Consider the following 23,252-nt stretch of genomic DNA (forward strand, 5'->3'; position numbering starts at 1 on the left):
AATCCCTGTTCTCCCCCGGGAATCCCTGTGTGCGCGGACAAGTGTGTCAGCCCAAGGGGTCACGGTCGGACCACACGGCGTGATCGGCTCCGGGAATGGTGTGGCGACGGATCGCTACTGTGGGCGCATGGATCTGACGGCAGCGGCCGAGGAGCTCTACGGGGCGCCTCCCGAGCTGTTCGTCGCCCGACGCAAGGAGCTGGCCCGCCAGGCACGTGACCAGGGCGATCGTGCCCTGGCCCGGGGCATCGAGGGACTGAGGCGGCCCAGTCGTGGTGCGTGGTTGGTCAACCTGTTGGCCCGGGGAGCGCGCGACGAACTGGGCCAGCTGCTGGAGCTGGGGCCGGAGCTGGCCCGCATCCACCGTGACGGTACTCCCGGGGAACTGCGCCAGCTGACCCTCGCCCGCCGCCAGGCCATCGGTGCCCTCGTGGAGCGGGCCGTCGCGCTGGCCCGGGAAAGGGAGCACGAAGCCAGCGCTGCCACCCGTCGTGACGTGGAGACCACCCTGGAGGCCGCGCTCGGATCCCCCGAGGTGGCCCGTCACCTGCTGGCTGGGCAACTGGTGCACACCCCGCAATCGGCGGCGGCCTTTCCCCTGGAGTTGTTCGAGGAGCACGGCACCAGCGTCGAGCAGGCCCCGCCATCGCCAGACCCGGCCGGGCAGGCCGCGGTGGTCGATCTGGCCGATGCCACTCGGCGCAGGGAGCAGCGGCGTGGACGGCAGGACCAGCAGCGAGCCCAGGCTCGTCGGGTGGCCCGGTGCGTCGAGCAGCTGGAACGGCTGCGCCAAGAGGTGGCCGCGTTGGGGAGCCGGGAGCAGGTGGCCGGTGATGCGCTGGCCAAGGCCGTCGAGGACGTCCGGGAGCAGGGGCAGCAGGCCGAGCAGGCGGCACGCAACGTTGACCAGTTGGACGCCCAGGTGGCCCGGCTGGAGCACGAGCTTGCCCAGCTGCGCAGCCGTAGGCAACAGGCCGAGGAACGGGCCCGGGCCGAGCGCGCCGCGGTGGAGACGTCGCGGGTGCGGGAGGCGACGGCGCGCGAGGCCGCCACACAGGTGGCCCAGACCCTGCGAGAGCGGCGTGCCGCCCTGGATGCAGTGGAAAGCGAACTTGCGAAGCTGGTCGGGCAGGAGCCGGGGCCGGAATCGACCTAGGCTGGGAATCGCCGGGTCTGGACCCGGCCGGCAGCAGCCCAAACCTTCGCCCACAGGAGAGAAGCAACCATGGCCAAGCTCGTCCACTCCGTCCAGCGTGTCATTCCCGCCTCCCCGGACGCGGTCTTCGACCTGTTGGCCCGTCCCTCCCAGCACGCCGTCTTCGACGGCAGCGGCACGGTCCAGTCGGCGGTCAAGGGCCCCGAGCGGTTGGGGCTGGGCGACGAATTCTCCATGGCGATGAAGATGGGGGTGAAGTACGCCACCACGAGCCGGGTCGTCGAGTTCGAGGAAGGCCGCCGCATCGCGTGGCAGACCGGTTTGCGACGCAACGGCCGGCTGCTCTTCGGCGGGCAGGTGTGGCGCTTCGAGCTGACCGATCGCGGTGACGGCAGCACCTTGGTGCGCCAGAGCTTCGATCTGACCGAGGCCAAGGCGGCGCCGGTGGTCAACCGGCTGGCCGCGGGCCCGACGGAGGCGAACATGCGGGCCACCCTGGAGCGGCTGGCGGACCACTTCGCGAGCTGACCCGACTATCGGGCTGACCGACAGTCGGGGCTGGCCCGGGCCGCGGCGGCCCTCAGAACAGGCTCGGATCGTCCAGGTGCTCCCGTAGCGCCGCCTGCGCGTCGGCAAGCGGGCTCGGCAATGGCATGGCGAGTGCCTCCAGGGCCATGACGAGCCCCATCACCTGGTGGTCGTCCAGGCGCAAGGGGGCTTCCGTGCGGGTCACCTCGAGCCAGACGCCTCCGCCCTGACCGCCGCGCCCCCGCAGAGGAAGCTGCGCGGCACGTAGCCTTTCCAGGTCACGTTCCACGGTGCGTTCCGAGACGCCAAGGCGAGCAGCCAGCGCGTCGACGCCCAACGGTTCGCCGCGCTGCTGCAGCAGCACCTGTACGACGTCCAACTGTCGCTGGAGCTGGCGTCGCACGGTGCGCGGGTCGGCGGGGCGCGGCTGTCGGACCCCGCGGCCTTGGGATCGGCTCACCCCACCAGTCTCGTCCTTGCAGGACGACAGCGGAAGGGGGTCAGGAGTCCTGCAGCCGTACGGTGCAGCGCGGCAGGAAGACCTGCACCACCGGCCCCACCAGCACCGCGTAGACCACCGTGCCCAGACCGACCGGGCCACCCAAGAACCACCCCAGCACGAGCACCGTCACTTCGATCAAGGTGCGGATGACCCCCACTCGCTGCCCCGTGAGTGCACTGAGCGAGGTCATCAGGCCGTCGCGAGGGCCGGGGCCCAATTGGCTGCCGATGTAGAGGGCACCGGCGATGCCGTTGAGTACCACGCCTGCCAGCAGGGCGAGGATGCGCCATCCCAGGCTGCCCAGGGAATCGGGCAGCAGGAACAGGGTGAGGTCCAGGGCCAGGCCCACCAGGAAGATGTTGAGCACGGTGCCCAGCCCGGGCCACTGCCGCAGCGGAATCCACAACAGCAGCACCACCGCGCCCACCAGGATGGTGACGGTGCCGATGGTCAGTGGCACGTGCTGGGCCAGGCCCACGTGCAGGACGTCCCACGGCGCCATCCCCAGGCCGCTGCGCAGCACGAGTGCGATCGAGGCACCGAAGACCATCAGCCCCAGGACCAGTTGTGTCACGCGTCGAGACAGCCGCCCGGCACGCAACTGCTGCATGGGCGTCAGGTTCAACAGGGCAGGGGAATCGGTAGGCATACCGTCCATCGTCGGTGCCCCGGCCGATTCTTGGCCACCTGGCCCAGTACGCGGGCGGTGGCCCTCAACCGCAGATGCGCAGCTGGTCCCCGTCGAGCTTCACCCTGGCCTGCCCCAATGGCGCCTCGGCGCGAGGCCGCCCCGCTGCAGGGCGCCGCGACGGGTCACCTCGAAGGGCGCGGGGACTCCTTGGAGGTGGGCGGGTGCGTCACTCGTTGCGCCAGTGCGGGATCTGCGGCGGCGCGGTGCGCGCCAGCTGCTCGCGAATGTCGATCAGCCGCTTGGCGTGCTCCTGCAGCTGCAGGTCTTCGGGCAGCTTCGGATTCCAGGAGCGCACGTGACGCTTGTGGGTGCCGGTGTGGTCCAGCGCCACCAGCACCATCAGGCAGTGGGTGGTCAGCTCCAACTCTTCCTGCATGGGATCGCCGGAACGCACGTGGACGCTGACGTGCATCGAGCTGTGCCCGGTGTGGATCAGGCGGGCCTCCACCTCGACCAGGTGGCCGATGTGGATCGGGCGGTAGAAGCGCACCCCGCCGGCGAAGACGGTGATCGCGGGGCCCTGGTGCCAGGTCTCGGCAACCAGATTGGCTGCTTCGTCGATCCACTCCATCACGATGCCGCCGTGCACCTTGCCGCCCCAGTTGACGTCCTGCGGCTTGGCCAGGAAGCGCAGCGTGCGCTGCAGCGCCTCGGTCTGGTCTGTGTAGACCTGTTGCGCCATGTCCTCCTCGATCGCCTTTCGGCCGTCGATGCGGCGAATGGCGATCTCCTGCTGCTCGCGCTCCCAGTCGTCCTCGGCCTCGAACTTGGGAACCTCCACGGAGGTGCCCTTGCCGTCGGTGGCGACGAAGATCATCAGGCACTGGCAGGTGATGTCCAGCTCGCCGGTGCGCGGATTGCCCGAGCTGACGGTGCACACGATGTGCATCGAGCTGCGGCCGGTGTGGACGATGCGGGCCTGCACCTCCACCAGCTCACCGACGTGCACCGGGCGCTTGAAGCGGATGTTGCCCACATAGGCGGTCACGCAGTAGCGGCCGCTCCAAGCCACGGCTTCGGCATAGCCCGCCTTGTCGATCCAGGCCAGCACGGTGCCGCCCTCCACCGTTCCCTTCTGGTTCCCCTCCATCGGTGCGGCGAGGAATCGAAGGGTGGAGTGGCGTTGGGTTCCTGGCATCTCGGCTGCTTTCTCGGGTTTGTGAAGGTGCTCGGGTCTGGTGTGGCACACAGTCTGTCGATTTCGGTGGCAACCGGCAAGAGCGTGTTCAACGTGCCGGAAAGTCCTTGCTAAGTGACCGAACGTTCGTTAAGTTTGTCTCGATTTTCGGCTGCGAGGAGGCAGACACATGACCGACACCACCGCCCCCCAGGCCTTCTTGGTCTCGGGCAAGCGCACCCCGGTGGGCCGCTACGGTGGCGCGCTGTCCAGCGTGCGCCCCGATGACCTGGCCGCCTTGACCATCAAGGCCGTCGTCGAGGACGCCGGGCTGGATCCGGCCGTCGTCGACGAGGTGATCCTGGGCAATGCGAATGGCGCGGGCGAGGAGAATCGCAATGTCGCCCGGATGGCCTGGCTGCTCGCGGGCTTCCCCGACACCGTGCCCGGCATCACCGTGAACCGGCTGTGTGCCTCCGGCATGAGCGCCATCGGGCTCGCCACCGCCATGGTGCAGTCCGGACAGGCCGAGGTCGTCGTCGCCGGCGGCGTCGAGAGCATGTCGCGCGCCCCCTGGGTGCAGGCCAAGCCCACCACCGCCTTCGCCAAGCCGGGGGAGAGCTTCGACACCTCCATCGGCTGGCGCTTCATCAACCCCGTCTTCGCCGCGCAGGACAAGATGACCTTCTCGATGCCGGAGACCGCCGAGGAGGTGGCCCGCGTAGACGAGATCAGCCGTGAGGACGCCGACGCCTTCGCCGTGCGTTCCCACGAGCTCGCGATCGCCGCCATCGAGGCCGGCCGTTTCGAGCCGGAGATCGCCCCCGTCCCGATCACCGACCGCAAGGGCAAGGTCACCATGGTGGACACCGACGAGGGTCCCCGCCCGGGCACCTCGATGGAGGTGCTCGCCAAGCTCAAGCCCGTCGTCAAGGACGGCTCCGTGGTCACCGCGGGCAACGCCTCCAGCCTCAACGACGGTGCCTCGGCCGTCATCGTCGCCAGCCAGGCTGCCATCGAGAAGTACGGCCTCAAGGCCCGCGCCCGCGTCGTGCAGGTCACCGCCGCCGGCGTTCCGGCCCCCATCATGGGCATCGGCCCGGTGCCCGCAACCGAGAAGGCCCTCGAGCGGTCCGGCTGGACCTTGGACAGCATCGGCGCCGTCGAGCTCAACGAGGCCTTCGCCAGCCAGTCGCTGGCCTGCGTGCGCCGCCTCGGCCTGAATCCCGAGATCGTCAACCGCGACGGCGGCGCCATCGCCCTTGGCCACCCGCTCGGCTCGTCGGGCTCTCGGATCACCGTCACCCTGATGGGCCGGATGGAGCGCGAGGACGCCGACCGCGGCCTGGCCACCATGTGCGTCGGCGTCGGTCAGGGCACCGCCATCCTGCTGGAGCGTGTGAAGTGAGCGCCGCGACGAACCCCGGGGCCTCGACAAGCTCGGCCGCCGAGAGGCACACGATCCCCGAGCCCGTCGTACCCACGATCCCCGAGCCTGTCGACGGGTGGACCGCGCTCAGCCTGGAGGAGCGCGACGACCGCCTCGTCGTCCGCCTCGACCGCCCCGAGCTGCGCAATGCGATCGACCAAACCATGGTCGACGAGCTGCACGCCGTCTGCGCCCACCTGGAGCAGCACCCCAAGGTGCTGATCCTCACCGGCACCACGATCAACGGCAAGGGCATCTTCGCCTCCGGCGCGGACATCGCCCAGCTGCGTGAACGCCGCCGCGAGGACGCGCTGGCCGGCATCAACTCACAACTCTTCGCCCGGATCGCCAGGCTCCCCATGCCCGTCATCGCCGCCCTCGACGGCTGGACCCTCGGCGGCGGCGCCGAACTGGCCTATGCCGCCGACTTCCGTATCGCCACCCCGCACGTCAAGATCGGCCAGCCCGAGACCAACCTGGGCATCAGTGCCGCCGCCGGCGCCCTGTGGCGGCTCAAGGAACTCGTCGGGGAGCCACTCGCCAAGGAACTCGTGCTCGCCGGGCGCATCCTGGACGCCGACGAGGCGTTGGCCTGCCACCTGGTGACCGAGCTGCACCCCAGCGAAGAACTGCTCGACGCCGCCCACGCCCTGGCCGACCGGATCGGCAAGCAGGACCCGCTGGCGGTGCGCATCAGCAAGGCCGTCTTCCACATGCCCGCCGACGCCCACCCGATGGTCGACCAGCTCGCCCAGGCCGTGCTCTTCGAGAGCCAGGCGAAGTTCGACCGCATGCAGGCCTTCCTCGACCGAAAGAAGCGGTGACATGACAGACAATGCCATGACTGACATCCAGGTTCCTGGCCGCGTGGGCGTGCTCGGCGGCGGCCAGATGGGCTCCGGCATCGCCCACGGCTTCCTGGCCAGTGGCGCCCGGGTCGTCGTCGTCGAGCGTGATCAGGCCAGCGCCGACGCCGCCCGCGAGCGCGTCCTCAAGGCCGTCGCCGCCTCCCTCGAGCGCGGCAAGATCTCCGGCGAGCTCGACGAGTGGGCCGGCAAGCTGTCCGTCGCCGTCGGCTACGACGCCTTCCGTGACTGCGACCTGGTCGTCGAGGCCGTCCCCGAGGTCTGGGAGCTCAAGGTCAGCTCGCTGACCGGGGTGGAGAAGGTGCTCCGCCCCGATGCCTGGCTCGCCAGCAACACCTCGTCGATGAGCATCGACGGTCTGGCCGAGCAGTTGCAGCGCCCCGAGCGTTTCTGCGGCCTGCACTTCTTCAACCCCGTCCCCGCCTCCAAGCTCGTGGAGGTGGTCATCGGCAACCAGACGGGCGACGAACTGAAGGCCCTCGCCAGCCAGTGGGTCGAAGGCCTCGGCAAGACCGCCGTCGTGGTCACCGATGCCCCCGGCTTCGCCAGTTCCCGGTTGGGGGTCTGCATCGCGCTGGAGGCCATCCGGATGGTGGAGGAGGGTGTCGCGGAGCCCAAGGCCATCGACGACGCCATGGTGCTGGGTTACAAGTTCCCGATCGGCCCGCTGGCACTCACCGACCTCGTCGGCCTCGATGTGCGGCTGGGCATCGCCGAATACCTGGAGAGCAAGCTGGGGGAGCGCTTCGCACCGCCGCAGCTGATGCGCGACATGGTGGACCGCGGTGAACTGGGCAAGAAGGCCGGCAAGGGCTTCTACGCGTATTGATGGCAAGGGGGGGCGACCCCCTTGGATCCCCGGGCCCCCGGGCCCCCGGGCCCCCGTGCGCTTCGCTCCTCGCGGGCTCGGACATGACTTCGGGCCCGTCAGCAGGTGCTGGCGGGCCCGGGTGTCATGGACCTCATTCCCCGAATTGGTCCATCGGTACTCTGTCCGGCCTCATCCCCCGAAGTGGCCGGGATGCCCATCTCGTCCCCCGAGTCGATGGGCGGTGCCAGCTTCATCCCCCGAATCGGCTGACGGTCTGGGCTACCCAATCCCCCGAGAGGGTGGCCCTGCCGCTTCCCGAATCCCCCGATCCGTTCTGCGGCGTTGACTCAACGATCGCGGTTTTGGAAGGTGAACACAACCTCACCGCATGAATCTTCCAGTCGGATCAGGTTTCGCACAGTTTGCCCCCAGGATTTGTCCCCTGATCACGTGTCATGCTCAGCCTGACAAGGGGATTCATGTCACGTGATCAGGGGACACGGAGCTCCTCAGTCGCCGGGAAGCAGCATGTTGGTGATCCGGAAGGTGCTCAACAGGCGGCCCTGCTCGTCGGTGATGTCCACCTGGTGGCAGTCCAGCGTGCGGCCCAGCTTCACCGGGATGGCGGTGGCGGTGACGAAGCCTTCGCGGGCCGAGCGCAGGTGGGTGGCGGCGACGTCGACGCCGACGCACTTCATGCCGTGCGTGCTGGCATGGATCAGGGCGGCCCAGGAGCCGGCGGCCTCCCCGAGGCTCAACATGGCGCCACCGTGCAGCAGGCCGAGAGACTGCCGGTTTCCATCCACGGGCATCCGCACGACAACCTTCTCCGGGCTCTCCTCCAGCACCTCGATGCCCATCTTCTCGTCGAGTTCACCAAGGATGATCCGCCAGGGTTCGTGGGGGCCGATGGCCGGGTTGGTGCTGCTCATGGTGCCCTCTCGTTCGGTGGGTGGAATCGGGTGGGACGCCCTCTTGCGGTCCCGATGGCGCTCAGTCTACAGTCAAACTAACTGAACGTTCGGTCTGTAAATGAGGTGGGCAGAGCAGTCCACCCCCCAGCTGCGAGAGGTGCCACAGCCCCATGACGACGCCCCAGAGCCTGCCCATCGTGCCCAGCTACACCCGCGACCAGTGGTGGAACCCCGCCGCCGACGTGCGCGCCACCGAGGTCCTCGACGCCAGCACCGGTGAGGTCGTCGCCCGGGTCAGCACCGACGGCCTGGACATCGCCGCCGCCGTCGAGCACGCCCGCAGCGTCGGCCAGAAGTCCCTGGCCGAGCTGACCATCCACGAGCGCGCCCTGCTGCTGAAGGAGATTGCCGGCTACCTCAATGGCCGCAAGCAGGAGCTCTACGACCTGTCCTTCGCCACCGGCGCCACCCAGCGCGACCACATGAGCGACATCGACGGCGGCATCGGCACCCTGTTCACCTTCTCCTCCAAGGGTCGCCGCGAACTGCCCAATGCCAATGTCATCGTCGACGGTGCTCCCGAGGTGCTCAGCCGCGACGGCAGCTTCCTCGGCCGGCATGTGTACACGCCGCTGGCTGGCGTGATGGTGCAGATCAACGCCTTCAACTTCCCCATGTGGGGCATGTTGGAGAAGTTCGCCCCGGCCTTCATCGCTGGCGTCCCGACCATCGTGAAGCCCGCCACCCCCACCGGCTATGTCACCGAGGCCTGTGTGCGGATGATGGTGGAGTCCGGCAAGCTGCCCGCCGGCGCGCTGCAGCTGGTCTCCGGCTCCGCCCGTGACCTGCTGGACCACCTGGACATGCGGGACATGGTGGCCTTCACCGGCTCCGCCGCCACCGCCGGCAAGCTCAAGCTGCACCCCGCCGTCACCGAGCGCGGCTGCCGCTTCACCGCCGAGACCGACTCGCTCAATGCCGCCGTGCTGGGCCTCGACGTCACCGCCGACAGTCCCGAGTTCGACGCCTTCATCAAGGCGATCATGGTGGAGATGACCGTCAAGGCTGGCCAGAAGTGCACCGCCATCCGTCGCGTCATCGTGCCGCAGGCCATGGTCGAGCCCGTCGCACAGGCCTTGGAGTCAAAGATCAGCAGCAAGATCGTCGTCGGTGACCCGCGGGTGGAGGGCTGCACCATGGGGCCGCTGGCCTCGCTGGACCAGCGCGACGAGGTGGCCAAGGCCGTCGCCATCCTGGTGGAGGCCGGCGGCCGGATCGCCTTCGGTGGACCCGACGCCGAGCTGCCCCAGGCCAATCCCAACGGTGCCTTCTTCGCTCCCACAGCCCTGGTCTTCGACGACCCGTTCACCGCGGCCGTCAACGAGGTGGAGGCCTTCGGGCCGGTCACCAGCATCCTGGGCTATGCCGACACCCCCGAGGCCATCCGGATCGCCAATGCCGGTGGCGGTTCGCTGGTGGCCACCGTCTGCACCCACGACCCGGCGCTGGCTCGCGAGTTCGCCGTCGGAATGGGCTCCCACCATGGCCGCCTGCACTTCCTGGACCGCGACGACGCCAAGACCTCCACCGGCCACGGCTCGCCGGTTCCGCACCTGGTGCACGGCGGCCCCGGCCGCGCCGGCGGCGGCGAGGAGCTTGGTGGCGTGCGCGCCGTCAAGCACTGCATGCAGCGCCTGGCCGTGCAGGGCAGCCCGGACCACCTCACCGGGATCACCGGCCTCTGGCACACCGGCGCCGCCACCCACAGCGTCAGCCGCTCCGACGTCGACGCAGGCAAGGGCAAGCACCCCTTCCGCAAGAGCCTGGCGGAGCTGCGGATCGGCGACCAGTTCCGCTCCGAGCTGCGCACCGTCACCCTGCAGGACATCACGGATTTCGCGAATGAGACCGGCGACACCTTCTACGCGCACACCGACGAGGAAGCGGCGATGGCCAATCCCTTCTTCCCTCGTCGCGTCGCTCATGGCTACCTGCTCGTCAGCTGGGCCGCCGGCCTCTTCGTCGACCCGGCTCCCGGGCCCGTCCTGGCCAACTACGGCCTGGAGAACCTGCGCTTCATCACACCCGTCACCTACGACGACCAGATCCGCGTCACGCTCACCGCCAAGCAGATCACCCCGCGCGTCACCGACGAGTACGGCGAGGTGGCCTGGGACTGCGTGCTGCACAACCAGGACGACGAGATCGTCGCCACCTACGACGTGCTGACGCTGGTCACCAAGACCTGGCCCACGGCCTGACCTGTTCTTCTGGGGTCTGTGGGCTGCAGACGCTCGGGTTTCCGCGATCCGCTCGTGTTGCAACACACGCGGATTGCGGGAACCCGAGCGTCTTGCGTCAGCGGGTGCGGATCCCGTCCATCGCGATGGTGCGGACGTTGTGCACCAGCTCGTCGACGTCGGCGGGGCCGTCCAGTTGGTACCAATCGACGATCGAGTTGACCATGCCCAACATCAGGCGAGTGGTGGCCTTCGCTCCCAGATCTGGACGGATCAGCCCGTCCGTCTGTGCGCTACGCACCAGCGCCTCGATCCGCTTGGTGGCGGCCCGACGGCGCGCCATGGCAGCCAGCTCCACCTCGGAATTGCCGCGCAGGCGCAACAACAGGGTCACGTAGGGGCGCTCTGCGGCCAGTAGGTGGACGCTCTGCTCCAGCATCCACTCCACCCTGTCCAGGCTGGTGCCGGAGTGCTCCTCTGCTTGGCTGATGGTGCTTTCCAGTGCGCCCAGCGCCCGCTCGACGGCCATCTCGAGCAGCTGCTCCTTGGAATCCACGTGGTGGTAGATGGCGGATTTGGAGACGCCCAGGGCGTCGGCAAGGATGCCGATCGACGTCGCGTGGTAGCCGTGTTTGATGAACTCGGCCACGCAGACCTCCAGCAGCGCCTCTCGGTCATAGCCCGGGCGGCCTCGGCGCTGTCGGGTGGGTGCCTTCTGGATTTCCATCACCGTCTTCCTGTCCCCCGGCAAGCCGGGGGATGTGGTTGGCAGGGACTACTGAACGTTCAGTATCCCAGAGCGCACGAAAGCGCTGCACCCCGCCCTCCGAATGGAGTGGCGGGGTGCAGTCCGGTCGAACTCGAATCAACCTTGGCCGTGGCTGGGGGCATCGGGGCGCAGGTCGTAGATTCGCTTCAACTTGCCCTCGGACCTTGCGAGTTCACCGGGCTCAGCGATCTGCACGGCGCAGGAGCTGCCGATGCGCACCTTCACGCCGCGGGCCAGCATCTTGGCGGCGTTGTAGCCATCCTCCGTGGTGGAGTCGTGGCGGCGCTCGACGCGGACGGTGAGTTCGTCCATCCGTCCCGGTCGGGTGATCTCCAGGATGAAGTGCGGACTCAGTGCCGGCTGTTCCAGGATGATCTGCTCGATCTGCGAGGGAAAGATGTTGACGCCGCGCAAGATGATCATGTCGTCAACGCGCCCGCTGATGCGTTCCATTCGGCGATGGCCCGGGCGTGCGGTGCCCGGCAACAACCGGGTCAGGTCCTTGGTGCGATAGCGGACGATCGGCAGGGCGTGCTTGCCGAGCGAGGTGAAGACCAGCTCGCCCTCCTGCTCGTCTGCCAGGGGCTGCATGTCTGGGTCCACGATCTCCGGCAGGAACATGTCCTCCCAGAGGTGTGAACCGTCCTGCGTCTCACATGACTCGCCCGCGACGCCGGGGCCGAGCACCTCAGAAAGGCCGTAGATGTCACAGGCCTTGATGTCGAACATCTCCTCGATCTCCTGGCGCATCGGCTCGGTCCACGGCTCCGCGCCCAGGATGGCGGTGCGCAGCTTGGTGCGGCGGGGATCGATCCCCTGGCGTTGCATGGCATCACCGATGGTCAGCAGGTAGGTGGGAGTGGCGAGGATCGCCGTGGGGCCAAAGTCCTGGATGACCTGGATCTGCTTGTCGGTCTGCCCGCCCGACATCGGAATGACCGTCAGGCTCATGGCCTCGGCGCCGTAGTGCATGCCCAGACCGCCAGTGAACAGGCCGTAGCCGAAGGCATTCTGCACCATGTCGCCGGGCTGGACGCCCGCCATGCGGAAACAGCGAGCGACGATCCTGCCCCAGTTCTGCAGGTCCTCCTCGGTGTAGGCCACCACGGTGGGCTGTCCTGTGGTGCCGGAGGACGCGTGCACCCGCCGCACCTGGTCCATCGGGACCGCGAGCGCCTTGAAGGGGTAGTTCGACCGCAGGAATTCCTTGTCGGTGCAGGGAAAGTGCTTCAGGTCATCCAGGGTTTTCAGGTCATCGGGATGCACGCCGGCCTCGTCGTAGAGCTTCCTGTAGGCCTCGACGTTGTCGTAGGCGTGGCGCAGGGTCCACTTCAAGCGACCGAGCTGGATGTCACGGATCTGCTCGACATTCATCCGCTCCTCGGGGTCGAGCTTGCTGGGATCATTGCTGACGCCGGCCATCACGGGTGCAATGTGCGGATTGGTCATGTCTTCTCCTGCTGTCTGGTCTGGGGATAGTTGTACGTCAGGGGCGGGGCAGCATGGTGCGGCTGCGGCCGCGGAAGTGGGCGATCGGTCTGCCGGGTGCGTCGAAGGTCTCGTGGGCGGTGACGACCACGTCGTGGATGCTTGCGGAACGTCCTTGGTGGATGGTGGTGGCGGTCGCGACGAGGACCTCACCCACCGTCGTGGGGCGTAGGTAGTCGATTTCGCACTGTTGCGCCACCATCTGACTGTCGGGGGTGGTGTTGCAGGCGATCGCGAAGGTCTCGTCCGCGAGTGTGAAGACCATGCCTCCGTGGGTGATGCCGAATCCGTTGAGCATGTCGTCACGGACGACCACGCGCAGGGTCGTGCGCTGCTCGTCGGCCTCCACCACTTCCATCCCCAGGGCCGCCGCCACGGGACTGCGGTGCATCGTCCCTGGTGTGCGGGACTGTGTGGCTGACATGAGACGCCCCCTCCCGGACGCTTCGCTGCGCCCAATACTTACTGAACGATCAGTAGGTTTTCTCGAACTGGCCCTCCGCGTCAAGGGTTTGGGTGACAAAAATCACAGGACGGGAAGTTTTGTCCGACCTGTTGACAGGGGGCGCTGGCGCGACATACCTTACTGAACGATCAGTCAGTTATTCGTCTCAGGAGGACTCCCATGACAGATGTCGCCACCGACGTCGGCACCGAGCAGGAGGCCTTTGACGCGCTCATCGCCGCCGACCAGCGCGTCGAGCCCCGCGACTGGATGCCCGACGACTACCGCAAGACCTTGACTCGCCAGATCAGCCAGCACGCCCACTCCGAGATCATCGGCATGCAGCCCGAGGGCAACTGGATCAGCCGCGCCCCGTCGCTGAAGCGCAAGGCCATCCTGATGGCCAAGGTGCAGGATGAAGCCGGCCATGGGCTCTACCTGTATTCGGCCGCCGAGACGCTGGGCACCCCGCGCCACGTCCTCAACGAGCAGCTGCTCAATGGGCGCGCCAAGTACTCGTCGATCTTCAACTACCCCTGCCGCACCTGGGCCGATGTTGGCGCGGTCGGGTGGCTGGTCGATGGCGCCGCCATCGCCAACCAAGTCCCGCTGTGCCGCTGCTCCTATGGTCCCTACGGCCGTGCCATGGTGCGAGTCTGCAAGGAGGAGTCCTTTCACCAGCGCCAGGGCTGGGAGATCCTGTACACCCTGTCCCACGGAACCCCGGAGCAGAAGAAGATGGCGCAGGATGCCGTCGACCGAATGTATGCCCCGGCGCTGATGATGTTCGGCCCGCCGGACGACCAGTCCTCCAACTCGGACAAGTCCATGGCCTGGAAGATCAAGCGCTTCAGCAATGACGAGCTGCGCCAGCGCTTCGTCGACATGATCGTGCCGCAGGCCGAGGCCCTGGGCCTGACCCTGCCGGACCCGGACCTGAAGTGGAACGAGGAGCGCCAGCACTACGACTTCGGCGAGCTCGACTGGGACGAGTTCTGGAAGGTCGTCAAGGGAGGCGGGCCGCTCAACGTCCAGCGCCTCAACCGCCGCATCGAGGCCCATCGCGAGGGTGCGTGGGTCCGCGAGGCGGCCGCGGCCTACGCCGCGAAGCACACCGAGACCGTCCCGAACCTGATCGGAGCATGACCATGACCGACGTCCAGAACACAGCCCCCGAGCAGGGTGCCGAACAGGCGTGGCCCCTCTGGGAGGTCTTCGTGCGCAGCTCGCGCGGCCTGAGCCACGTCCACGCCGGCTCCGTCCACGCCCCCGACGCCACCATGGCGCTGCGCAATGCCCGTGACCTGTACACCCGTCGCAACGAGGGCACCAGCGTGTGGGTGGTGCCCGCCGAGGCCATCACCGCCAGCGACCCCGACAGCAAGGGCGGCTTCTTCGAGTCCCCGTCGGGCAAGGTGTACCGCCACGCCACCTACTACAAGCAGTCCGAGGGGGTGCCCCACCTGTGAGCGAGCACATCATGAGCGTCAGCAGCGATTCCGCGACGAAGATGAGCGTCGGCGAGGGCATCACCGCCGAGCAGATCCAGGAGGACGGCACCAAGGCCAGCGAGGCCGCCGCCCAGTACGCCCTGATGCTGGGCGACGACGCCCTCATCCTGTCCCAGCGCCTGGGTTGGTGGATCAGCCGCGCGCCCGAGCTGGAGGAGGACATCGCGCTGGGCAACATCGCGCTGGACCTCGTCGGCCACGCCCGCTTCCTGCTCAGCTACGCCGGCACCGCCTGGGGCAAGACCGAGGACGAGCTGGCCTACTTCCGCGACGAGGAGGAGTTCCGCTCCTGCCGCCTGGTGGAGCAGCCCAACGGCGACTTCGGGCAGACCATCGCCCGCCAGCTCTTCTACTCGCACTTCGCCTACGCGCAGTACGAGGCCCTGCTGGGCTCCAGCGACCAGACCTTGGCCGCGATCGCCGCCAAGGCCGTCAAGGAGGTGGCCTACCACCGCGACCACGCCGACCAGTGGGTGCTGCGCCTGGGTGACGGGACCGAGGAGTCGCACCGTCGCATGCAGGAGGCGCTGGACGCCATGTGGCCCTATGTCGAGGAGCTCTTCGAGGACCTCGAGGTGCACCGCCAGCTGGACGGTGCCGTGCCGCTGCCCTCGTCGCTGCGCGAGCGGGTGCTGGGCGAGGTGACCGCCGTCATCGAGCGCGCCACCCTGCAGGTGCCCACCACCAAGCAGGCCATGAGCGACCAGCGCACCGGTGCCTTCAGCGAGTACCGCGGCTACATCCTGGCCGAGATGCAGGTGCTCGCGCGCCAGCATCCCGGCGCCACCTGGTGACCATCATGGACAGCCAGTACGACGGTGCCCGTCCCGACGAGCCGCGCGCCGCGGCCGTCTGGGACGCGGCGGCCACCGTCCCGGACCCGGAGATCCCCGTGATCGGCATCGACGACCTGGGGATCCTGCGCGGCGTTGAGGTGGACGACGCGCAGCTCGGCAAGGCCGTCGTGGTGATCACCCCCACCTACTCCGGCTGCCCCGCGATGGGCCAGATCGCCGAGGACGTGACGGCGGCGGTCACCAGGCTGGGCTACGACGAGGTGGAGGTCCGTACCGTGCTACACCCGGCCTGGACCACCGACTGGATGAGCGAGAAGGGCCGGGCTGCCCTCGAGGAATACGGCATCGCGCCACCGTCGGTGCGCCCCGCCGACGGCCCCGTCGACCTCGCCATGCCCATGCTGCGCACCGATTCCGTGCGTTGCCCGCGCTGCAAGTCCTCCGATGTGAAGGAGCTGTCGCGCTTCGCCTCCACCTCCTGCAAGGCGCTGTACCAGTGCGGCGCGTGCCGGGAACCCTTCGACTACTTCAAGGTGCTGTGATGACCGAGACCACCGAGTCCAACCCCATGACCGAGACCCCCAAGAAGCGCCGTGCGGACTTCGCCCGGTTGACCGTCCGCAATGTCCGTCGTGTCACCGATGATGCGGTGGAGGTGACCTTCGAGGTGCCCACCGAGCTGGAGGACGACTTCGACTACCTGCCCGGCCAGTACGTCGCCCTGCGCGCCACCATCGACGGCGAGGAGGTGCGCCGCTCCTACTCGCTGTGTGACGTGCCCCGCCGGGGCGAGGTGAAGGTGGCCATCAAGAAGACCCGGGGTGGCCGTTTCTCCACCTGGGCCAATGAGCAGCTCAACGTCGGTGACCAGATCGACGTGATGAACCCCCAGGGGGGCTTCACCTCCAAGCACCGGCTGACCAGCCTGAACAGCGCCCAGGGCGTCGCTGACGAGGTGGCCGCCAACCCACAGCTGCACCTGGTGGCCATCGCCGCCGGCTCTGGCATCACCCCGATCCTGGCCATCGCCCAGGCCGTGCTGTCCGGCTCGCCCAGCTCCACCTTCGAGCTGATCTACGCCAACAAGTCCTCGGGCGACGTGATGTTTGCCGAGGAACTGGGCGACCTCAAGGACCGCTGGCCCACGCGCTTCGCCGTGCACCACGTGCTGTCCCGCGAGCAGCGCAGCAACCCGCTGCTGAGCGGCCGCATCGACGTCGAGAAGCTGAACACGATGCTGGACCACGTGATCCGCACCGCGCGAGCCGATGAGTGGTTCCTGTGCGGGCCCTTCGAGCTGGTGCAGCTGTGCCGCGACGCCCTGGCCGCCCGTAATGTGCCCGAGGACAAGGTGCGCTTCGAACTGTTCACCACCGGCACCAGCCCCGCCGGTGAGGGCAACCATGGCGCACCCGTCGTGGTGGAGGAGGACGGCGACAACATCGTCATCGACTTCACCCTCGACGGCACCCAGGGGCAGGTGAAGTCTCCGCGCGCCGCCAAGGAGACCGTGTTGAATGCCGCCCTGCGCGTGCGCGACGACGTTCCCTTTGCCTGCGCCGGCGGTGTGTGCGGCACCTGCCGCGCCCGGGTCATCAAGGGCGACTTCGAGATGGGCGAGAACTACGCCCTGGAGAAGGACGAGGTGGAATCCGGTTACGTGCTGACCTGCCAGACCCGCGCCACTGGCGACGAACTGACCGTCGACTTCGACGCCTGACCAACCACCAGAACCCGACCAGACGAGGGGGCATGACCATGGAGACAGTTGCCGAGTTCGGCATGGTGAAACTCGGCTTCGCCGACGGCGTGGCCGAGGTGGTGCTGGATGCACCCAAGAAGCTCAACGTGCTCAACGAGCAAGGGCTGGATGACCTGTCCGCCTGCTTGCGGGCCGCGGGTGAGCTCGATGGGGTGCGGGCGCTGTTGTTGCGTGGCGAGGGCCGGGGCTTCTGCGCCGGCCGGGACGTCAGCGCCGTCGACCCGGCCACGGACGATGTCGCGGGCTATCTGGAGGGCAGGATGGGGCCGCTGATGCAGCTGCTGTCCAGCTTCCCGGCTCCCACCTTCTGCGCCGTCCAAGGGCCCTGTCTGGGCGTCGGGCTGGGCCTGGCGATCGCCTGCGACGTCGTCTACGTCGCCGACGACGCCAAGCTGGGGTCACCCTTCGTGAACCTGGGAGCCGTGCTCGATTCCGGCGGCCACGCGCTGTTCGTGGAGCGACTGGGCGTGCACCGCACCCTGGACCTGATCTACACCGGTGAACTGGTCAGCGGCGCGGAACTAGTCCGGGGCGGGGTCTTCAGCCGGTCGGTGCCCGCCGACGAGCTGCTGGACTTCACTCGTCGCACCATCCAGAAGGTGGCACAGGGGCCGACCCAGGCGCTGCTGGCCTCGAAGCGGCTGGTGCGCCGGATCGAGGCCGAGCAGCTGGGGCTGTGGGATGTGCTGACCGTCGAGAACGAGGAACAGGCCCGGCTGGCAGCTCATGACGACTACCGCGAGGGTTTCCGGGCCTTCCAGGAGAAGCGGAAGCCGAGCTTCACGGGCGAGGCCTGACCCCTTCTCACTGGTCCCCAAGAAGGATCAGTGCTGCAGGGCGGCACTGATCATCGCGGCCTTGAGGTGGGTCGCGGGGCTCTCCGGGTGACGGATGAAGTCCGCGATCAGACCCAGGGCCGAATTGTCGTCGCGGTAGTAGTCGTGGATGGTGCGCCACTGGGCGGCGGCGGTGCGACGAAGTTCCTGCGCGTCATGGGTGTTCTTCATGGTGTCCTCCTGTGGCCGTCGCGTCGTGAACGGCCGGTGATGGGGGGAGATCGCAGGCGACCCGACCATTCGTGTCGGTGCGCGAAAACCCCGTGATTTCGGTGTGGGCACTGGCTGGCGGTCAAGCCGAGGGGAGTGCCGCTTTGCTGGGCTGCCCGGTTTCCACATCGGTAGGGCCCAGCTCGCATGGCCGCGGCCGGATCAGGGGCGATCGGCGCAGCCAGGTCGCATTGGTGCGACCAAGTGGTACAACGTTACTCGCCCTTGGGGTATTCCGCACATCGAGGGCTGCTTCGTCAGCTGGTGTTCAGCAGTCGACGCGCTGGCGGGTCACAACCCAAGCCGCCTGGCCACCTCGTCGCCTCCCATGGCACGCAGCTGCTGCGGGTCGCCCACCACGACCAGGCGGTCGGTGGCGCGAGACAGCCCCACGTACAGCATCTCGCTGACGCGCTCCCGGTCGGCGACGGTGTTGACGCACAGCACCACCGCGCGTCGTTCCAAGCCCTTGAAGCCCAGGACGTGGGAGTAGAAGACGTCCTCCCCGGCCCAGAACTCCTCCCAGTAGCCGTCGTAGCCCAGCATCTCCTGGCGCTCCACCTGCACGGGGTGCCGGCGTCCCATGGTGAGCAGGGCGATGTCGCTCTCGTGCCAGCCCTCGTCGAAGAGGAGGTCCACCTGCTCGTCGGCGGCGTCGACGGCCTCCTCCGCGGTGCTGGGCACGAAGCTGACCTTCGGGCCGGAACCTCCTCGCAGCTCCATCGGGGGCGCCAGCGGGGCGAAGGTCTCGGCGATCTGGCGGGTGTTGCGCAGATTGTGGTCGAGCACCAACGGGACCAAGGGCACCGGTGGGCGCCCGAAGCGGGGGAAGACGCGCTGACGCTCGTCGGCGTAGACGTAGAGGCCACCGTCCTGCTCGTCACGCAGCGCGGCCAGCACCGGGGCCCACCACTGGTCGGCGAAGTCCTGTGCCTCGTCCACGACGATCGCATCGAAACGCTCGTCGGCGGTCAGGTCGCCGGCCCGTCGCGCCATCTGGGCGGGCAGTTCGTGCTCCCAGAAGTGCGAGTCGTCGCGGCCGGCCATCTGCAGGCCCCACTGGCGTCCCAGCTCCTCGAAGGTGCCGACGAAGGCAGGCTGGCGGGCGCGCGAGCCACGGCACAGGTCACGCCGCAGCAGGCTGGCCAGGCCGTAGGAATAGCACAACACCGCCACCCGCTGGCGCTCGCCGGTCAGCTTGCCGCTGGCCAGGTCTTTCGCCTGCTGCAGGGCCAGCTGGGTCTTGCCGGACCCGGCGCCACCCCGGATCTCGACGCGCTTCAGCAGCCGGGTGGCATGCAGCAATTGCGCCTGTTCCAGGGTGAGGCGCCGCGCCTGGTCTTCACGGTCCTCGGCCAGGGCGCCCACGTCGAGCTGCGGCAGGCCCCGGCCGAGCAGGATCTCCTCCACCAGGTCGATGTCGTCGCGGCTGGGGACGACGGCATCGGTGCGGTGGCGCCAGGTGGTCTGCCAGACGCGCTCACCCAGCTCGTCGAGTTCCTTGGCGCCGCTCACCTGCCAGCGGGGGCAATCGGGGGTGGCGAAGTCGTCGTCGAGGGCGGTCCTGGCCAGCACCACGTGGTGGCTCCAGCGAAGGCGACGACGGCTGCCCCAGCGCGGATCGGATTCGACGTAGTGACGCAGGGCATAGCAGGCGTCGCGGGCCTGGCTGACGGGGTGGATCACCTGCTGGTCTCCGTCACGCTGGATCCGCCAGTTGCGCCCGTCGTGCCAGACGTGGCTGCCCTTCACCTCCACCACGACGATGCCCGACTGCGGCATCAGCACCAGCAGGTCTGCCTCATGGTCCTTGGACTGGTCGCTCACGCGCAGGTTGGCGATCACCAGGCAGTCGTCGTCAAGCTGGCGCACCAGGCGCTGGTGGACGTCGTGCTCGGAGCGGGTGGCGAAGCTGGGCGGCGTGGACGCAGTACGGGCCGGCATGGTTCAAGCTCCTGGACTTGGGCGGCCCCGAACCGCGGACGAGTCTTCATCCTAACCGCGGGGTGGGGTCGTTGCTTGTCTTGTGTGCAAGGGATGCGGCAGATCATCAGCGGTGCCGCAGGGTTCGCGTGGCGAACGCCGACCGCGATTGTCGGTGGCCGGGTGTTGACTGGGGTCAGGTCACCAGTGGAAGGGGCGCCATGCGCACGTTGTTCGAACACGATCCGGCCCTGCTGGGCGCTCCCTCGCCGCAGAGCCGTCCGGATCGGGTGGACCCGAGGCTGGCCAGTGGCAGCCAGCCATGGCTGCGCGAGGCCCTGGTGGACCTGCTCGGTGAGGAGCTGGTGCTGCACCGGGCCAGCGACCTGGTGCGCTACGCCTCTGACGCAAGCCCCTACCGTCACGTGCCCCAGGCGGTGGTGACCCCTCGCACCGCAGAACAGGTGGCGGCGGTGCTGCGGTTGTGCGCCCAACGTGGCATCACCGCGACCTTGCGGGCCGGCGGTACCAGCCTCAGCGGCCAGTCACAGTGCGACGGGGTGCTCATCGACGTGCGTCAGCACTGGGGCGGAATGACGGTGGAGGACGGCGGTGAGCTGCTGCGTGCCCGCCCCGGCGTCGTGCTGCAGCATGCCAACAGTGTGCTGGCGCGCCACGGGCGTCGGCTGGGGCCAGACCCCGCCAGCGCCAGTGCCGCCTGCCTGGGCGGGGTGGTGGCCAACAATTCCGCCGGCATGCGGTGCCGGATGGAACGAAGCGCCTACGCCACCCTGAGGCACGTCACCTTCGTCACCCCCAACGGCACCTTGGTCAACACCGAGGATCCCGACGCCGAACAGATCTTTGCCCAGGGGGAGCCCGCTCTGGCCCGGGGGCTGATGGAGCTTCGCGAGGAGATCCTCGCCGACGAGGAGCTGACTGCGCTGCTGCGCCGCAAGTACTCCATCCGTAACACCACCGGTTACACCATGAAGGCCCTGCTGGACGGCACCACACCGCTGGAGATCTTCAAGCGACTGCTGGTGGGATCGGAGGGGACCCTGGCCTTCATCGCCGAGGTGGTGATGGAGACCATCGAGGTGCCTGCCGCGGCCGGCATCTGCTGGGTGCACCTGCCGGACACCTCCACCGCCGTCGACTTCGTCGGCCAGGTGCGCGAGCTCGGGCCCGAGGCGGTGGAGATGATGATGTCCACCAGCCTGGTGACCGCGGCCGGCCGGATGCCCGATGCGCCGAGGGCCTGGCTCGACCTCCCGGAGGGAGCGGTCTCGATCCTCGTGGAGTTCGGCGGGCAGAGCGAGGACGAATTGCACGCCCTGGCCGAGCAGACTCGACGCGTGGCCGAACCGCACGGGCCCTTGCTCCCGGTGGAGATCCGCCTGGACCCGGGCTTCCAACGGATGAGCTGGAAGGTGCGCAGTGGGCTGTCCAGTGACCTGGCCCTGAACAAGCCCGCTGGTGCGGTCAACGTGAACGAGGACGTCGCCTTCCCGGTCGAGGTGCTGGGCCAGGCGGTGCGAGACCTGGCGGGGCTGCTGCGCCACCACGGCTTCAACGACCAGGTGGTGGGCCACGCCGCCTACGGCAACATGCACTTCACCCTGGCCACCCACCTGGACACCGAGCAGGGCCGCGCCCGCTACGCCGCCTTCATGGAGGACTTCGTGCACCTGGTGGTGGACGTGCACCACGGCTCGCTCAAGGCCGAGCACGGCACGGGTCTCAATATGGCGCCCTTCGTGGAGCGTGAGTGGGGCCCGCGCATCACCCAGATGATGTGGCGCATCCGCGAACTGGCCGACCCGAACGCGGTGCTGGGCAAGGACGTGCTGCTCAGCCACACCCCGGGCATCCACCTCAAGGACTTCAAGCTCGACCCGGTGGCCCACCCGATGATCGACGGGTGCGTGGAGTGTGGCTTCTGTGAACCGGTCTGCCCCAGCCGCAATGTGACCACCACGCCCCGGCAACGGATCGTGCTGTGGCGTGAGATGGCGCGCCAGGAAGCCGGTTCACCACTGACCACGGCGCTGCAGCAGCAGTACCAGTACGACGCGGTGGAGACCTGCGCGGTGGACTCCTCCTGCGCGCACGCCTGCCCCTATGGCATCGACACCGGAGCTGTGATGAAGGAGTTGCGCGCCCGACAGACCACCCCGGCGGGGCGACGGTTGGCCAGCGTCGTGGGGCAGCACTGGCAGTGGGCGGAAGGCGCCGCGAGGGTGGCCGTCGGTGCCGCCGACGTCGTCCAGCAGCGGGCAGGAGCCCGAGGACTTGCCGCGCTGACCGGCTTGGCACGGCGCGTCATCAGTCCAGACCTGCTGCCGAGCGTCCCCGGCCCGATGCCTCGACCGGCGCGACGCCTGCCCAGAGCAGATGGGACGAGCCAACCGGATGGGACGAGCCAGCCGGAGGGCGCCGCGTCGGGGCCCGGGCAGGCCACGGCCGTCTACTTCCCTGCCTGCGTGAACCGCATCTTCGGACGCGACCCCGACACGGTGCAGGGCATGGGGCTGGCCGAGGCGCTGGTGCGGGTCTCGGCGCGGGCCGGGCGCCCGTTGTGGATCCCCGAGGACGTGCCCGGCCAGTGCTGCGGCACCCCATGGGCCAGCAAGGGATACGTGGCCGGACGCGACGAGCGTCAGGAAGCACTGGCCCGTGCCCTGCTCGAGTGGTCGGAGCAGGGGCGGCTGCCCGTGGTGGTGGATGCCACCTCGTGCAGCCACGCCATCATCCAGGAGATCCCCAAGCATCTGGGTGGGGACTTGGCCGAACGCTGGTCGCGCTTGCGGGTCCTGGACGCGACGCAGTGGGCCAATGAGCTGCTGGGCAGCCTGGAGGTGGGCACGCGGCTGCCTCGGATCACCCTGCACGCCGGGTGCTCGGCCACCCACCTGGGAATCACCGACGCCATGGAGTCGCTGTGCGGGGCGCTGGCCGAGACCGTGCACGTGCCCTACAGCTCGGCCTGTTGTGGTGCCGCCGGAGACCGTGGGCTGCTGCATCCGGAGCTGGTGGAGTCGGCGACGCGGCAGGAACGCGACGACCTGGGCGATTCCCAGGTCTTCGTCGCGGCCAATCGCACCTGTGAGATGGCACTGCGCCAGGCCACCGGAAAACCCTTCGAGTCGGTGATCTTCACCTTGGAGCGCCTCACCCGCCCCGGCGACTGAGCGAGGACGCCCGTGGGGGGGCCGATCTGGTCACTCGTTCAGGCTTCTGACGTGGCTGCGGAG

22 protein-coding genes are annotated in these 23,252 nt (G+C 68.5%); 13 read left to right on the plus strand and 9 right to left on the minus strand.

Annotated elements, in window-relative coordinates:
* Positions 1-127 precede the first annotated feature (127 nt).
* Complete coding sequence (locus ACOAMO_RS06485; RefSeq protein ID WP_420176768.1) at positions 128-1,156, plus strand: hypothetical protein; 1,029 nt, start codon at positions 128-130, stop codon at positions 1,154-1,156.
* Between the two features lie 69 nt (positions 1,157-1,225).
* Complete coding sequence (locus ACOAMO_RS06490; RefSeq protein WP_420176769.1) at positions 1,226-1,684, plus strand: SRPBCC family protein; 459 nt, start codon at positions 1,226-1,228, stop codon at positions 1,682-1,684.
* Between the two features lie 52 nt (positions 1,685-1,736).
* Here ACOAMO_RS06490 and ACOAMO_RS06495 read toward each other — a convergent pair whose 3' ends face one another.
* From ACOAMO_RS06495 to ACOAMO_RS06505, 3 genes are all read right to left on the minus strand, one after another.
* Positions 1,737-2,144 carry an HTH domain-containing protein gene (locus tag ACOAMO_RS06495; RefSeq protein WP_420176770.1) on the minus strand — a complete coding sequence of 136 codons (408 nt, stop codon included), beginning with the start codon at positions 2,142-2,144 and terminating at the stop codon, positions 1,737-1,739.
* A 40-nt stretch (positions 2,145-2,184) separates the two neighbouring features.
* Positions 2,185-2,835 (minus strand): YczE/YyaS/YitT family protein, encoded by a 651-nt coding sequence (locus ACOAMO_RS06500; protein WP_420176771.1) that lies wholly within the window; start codon positions 2,833-2,835, stop codon positions 2,185-2,187.
* A gap of 208 nt (positions 2,836-3,043) precedes the next feature.
* Entirely contained in the window at positions 3,044-4,015 is a 972-nt protein-coding gene (locus tag ACOAMO_RS06505) for an acyl-CoA thioesterase (protein ID WP_420176772.1), read from the minus strand.
* Between the two features lie 169 nt (positions 4,016-4,184).
* Here ACOAMO_RS06505 and ACOAMO_RS06510 point away from each other — a divergent pair, with 169 nt between their 5' ends.
* The 3 genes from ACOAMO_RS06510 to ACOAMO_RS06520 are packed head-to-tail and all read left to right on the plus strand — an operon-like array spanning position 4,185 to position 7,118.
* On the plus strand, positions 4,185-5,402 hold the full coding sequence (locus ACOAMO_RS06510) for a thiolase family protein (protein WP_420176773.1): 1,218 nt from the start codon (positions 4,185-4,187) through the stop codon (positions 5,400-5,402).
* On the plus strand, positions 5,399-6,247 hold the full coding sequence (locus ACOAMO_RS06515) for an enoyl-CoA hydratase/isomerase family protein (protein WP_420176774.1): 849 nt from the start codon (positions 5,399-5,401) through the stop codon (positions 6,245-6,247). Before ACOAMO_RS06510 ends, ACOAMO_RS06515 begins: the two co-directional genes overlap by 4 nt.
* A gap of 1 nt (position 6,248) precedes the next feature.
* Positions 6,249-7,118, plus strand: coding sequence for a 3-hydroxyacyl-CoA dehydrogenase family protein (locus tag ACOAMO_RS06520; protein WP_420176775.1), 870 nt, complete (start codon positions 6,249-6,251; stop codon positions 7,116-7,118).
* Between the two features lie 491 nt (positions 7,119-7,609).
* Here the strand turns inward: ACOAMO_RS06520 and ACOAMO_RS06525 are convergent, their stop codons facing one another.
* Complete coding sequence (locus ACOAMO_RS06525) at positions 7,610-8,032, minus strand: PaaI family thioesterase (RefSeq protein WP_420176776.1); 423 nt, start codon at positions 8,030-8,032, stop codon at positions 7,610-7,612.
* Positions 8,033-8,184: 152 nt separating this feature from the next.
* Here ACOAMO_RS06525 and paaZ point away from each other — a divergent pair, with 152 nt between their 5' ends.
* Complete coding sequence (gene paaZ / locus ACOAMO_RS06530) at positions 8,185-10,275, plus strand: phenylacetic acid degradation bifunctional protein PaaZ (RefSeq protein WP_420176777.1); 2,091 nt, start codon at positions 8,185-8,187, stop codon at positions 10,273-10,275.
* Positions 10,276-10,372: 97 nt separating this feature from the next.
* On the opposite strand, the gene ACOAMO_RS06535 is transcribed toward paaZ, so the two are convergent.
* From ACOAMO_RS06535 to ACOAMO_RS06545, 3 genes are all read right to left on the minus strand, one after another.
* Entirely contained in the window at positions 10,373-10,981 is a 609-nt protein-coding gene (locus ACOAMO_RS06535; RefSeq protein WP_420176778.1) for a TetR/AcrR family transcriptional regulator, read from the minus strand.
* 138 nt (positions 10,982-11,119) lie between these two features.
* Positions 11,120-12,472, minus strand: a complete 1,353-nt coding sequence (locus ACOAMO_RS06540; RefSeq protein ID WP_420176779.1) for a phenylacetate--CoA ligase family protein — start codon at positions 12,470-12,472, stop codon at positions 11,120-11,122.
* Positions 12,473-12,509: 37 nt separating this feature from the next.
* On the minus strand, positions 12,510-12,902 hold the full coding sequence (locus tag ACOAMO_RS06545) for a hotdog fold thioesterase (protein WP_420176780.1): 393 nt from the start codon (positions 12,900-12,902) through the stop codon (positions 12,510-12,512).
* 234 nt (positions 12,903-13,136) lie between these two features.
* On the opposite strand from ACOAMO_RS06545, the gene paaA reads away from it, so the two are divergent.
* The 6 genes from paaA to ACOAMO_RS06575 are packed head-to-tail and all read left to right on the plus strand — an operon-like array spanning position 13,137 to position 17,823.
* Positions 13,137-14,102 (plus strand): 1,2-phenylacetyl-CoA epoxidase subunit PaaA, encoded by a 966-nt coding sequence (gene paaA / locus ACOAMO_RS06550; RefSeq protein ID WP_420176781.1) that lies wholly within the window; start codon positions 13,137-13,139, stop codon positions 14,100-14,102.
* Positions 14,103-14,104: 2 nt separating this feature from the next.
* Positions 14,105-14,425: a 1,2-phenylacetyl-CoA epoxidase subunit PaaB gene (gene paaB, locus ACOAMO_RS06555; protein WP_420176782.1), complete on the plus strand. Its 321-nt coding sequence runs from the start codon at positions 14,105-14,107 to the stop codon at positions 14,423-14,425.
* Positions 14,422-15,261: a 1,2-phenylacetyl-CoA epoxidase subunit PaaC gene (gene paaC / locus ACOAMO_RS06560; RefSeq protein ID WP_420176783.1), complete on the plus strand. Its 840-nt coding sequence runs from the start codon at positions 14,422-14,424 to the stop codon at positions 15,259-15,261. Before paaB ends, paaC begins: the two co-directional genes overlap by 4 nt.
* A gap of 5 nt (positions 15,262-15,266) precedes the next feature.
* Positions 15,267-15,806: a 1,2-phenylacetyl-CoA epoxidase subunit PaaD gene (gene paaD, locus ACOAMO_RS06565; protein ID WP_420176784.1), complete on the plus strand. Its 540-nt coding sequence runs from the start codon at positions 15,267-15,269 to the stop codon at positions 15,804-15,806.
* Positions 15,806-16,984 (plus strand): 1,2-phenylacetyl-CoA epoxidase subunit PaaE, encoded by a 1,179-nt coding sequence (gene paaE, locus ACOAMO_RS06570; RefSeq protein WP_420176785.1) that lies wholly within the window; start codon positions 15,806-15,808, stop codon positions 16,982-16,984. Before paaD ends, paaE begins: the two co-directional genes overlap by 1 nt.
* A gap of 32 nt (positions 16,985-17,016) precedes the next feature.
* The gene (locus tag ACOAMO_RS06575; protein WP_420176786.1) at positions 17,017-17,823 is read left to right on the plus strand and encodes an enoyl-CoA hydratase/isomerase family protein; all 807 of its coding nucleotides are present in this window, start codon (positions 17,017-17,019) and stop codon (positions 17,821-17,823) included.
* Positions 17,824-17,850: 27 nt separating this feature from the next.
* Here the strand turns inward: ACOAMO_RS06575 and ACOAMO_RS06580 are convergent, their stop codons facing one another.
* Positions 17,851-18,033 carry a hypothetical protein gene (locus ACOAMO_RS06580; RefSeq protein WP_420176787.1) on the minus strand — a complete coding sequence of 61 codons (183 nt, stop codon included), beginning with the start codon at positions 18,031-18,033 and terminating at the stop codon, positions 17,851-17,853.
* 330 nt (positions 18,034-18,363) lie between these two features.
* Positions 18,364-20,016, minus strand: coding sequence for an NERD domain-containing protein (locus ACOAMO_RS06585; protein WP_420176788.1), 1,653 nt, complete (start codon positions 20,014-20,016; stop codon positions 18,364-18,366).
* A 200-nt stretch (positions 20,017-20,216) separates the two neighbouring features.
* On the opposite strand from ACOAMO_RS06585, the gene ACOAMO_RS06590 reads away from it, so the two are divergent.
* A complete protein-coding gene (locus ACOAMO_RS06590) occupies positions 20,217-23,189 on the plus strand; it encodes an FAD-binding and (Fe-S)-binding domain-containing protein (RefSeq protein WP_420176789.1) in 2,973 nt (990 codons plus the stop codon).
* The last annotated feature ends 63 nt before the right edge of the window (positions 23,190-23,252 follow it).

The sequence above is a fragment of the Luteococcus struthionis genome (assembly GCF_048595755.1).
Classification (GTDB): Bacteria; Actinomycetota; Actinomycetes; order Propionibacteriales; family Propionibacteriaceae; genus Luteococcus.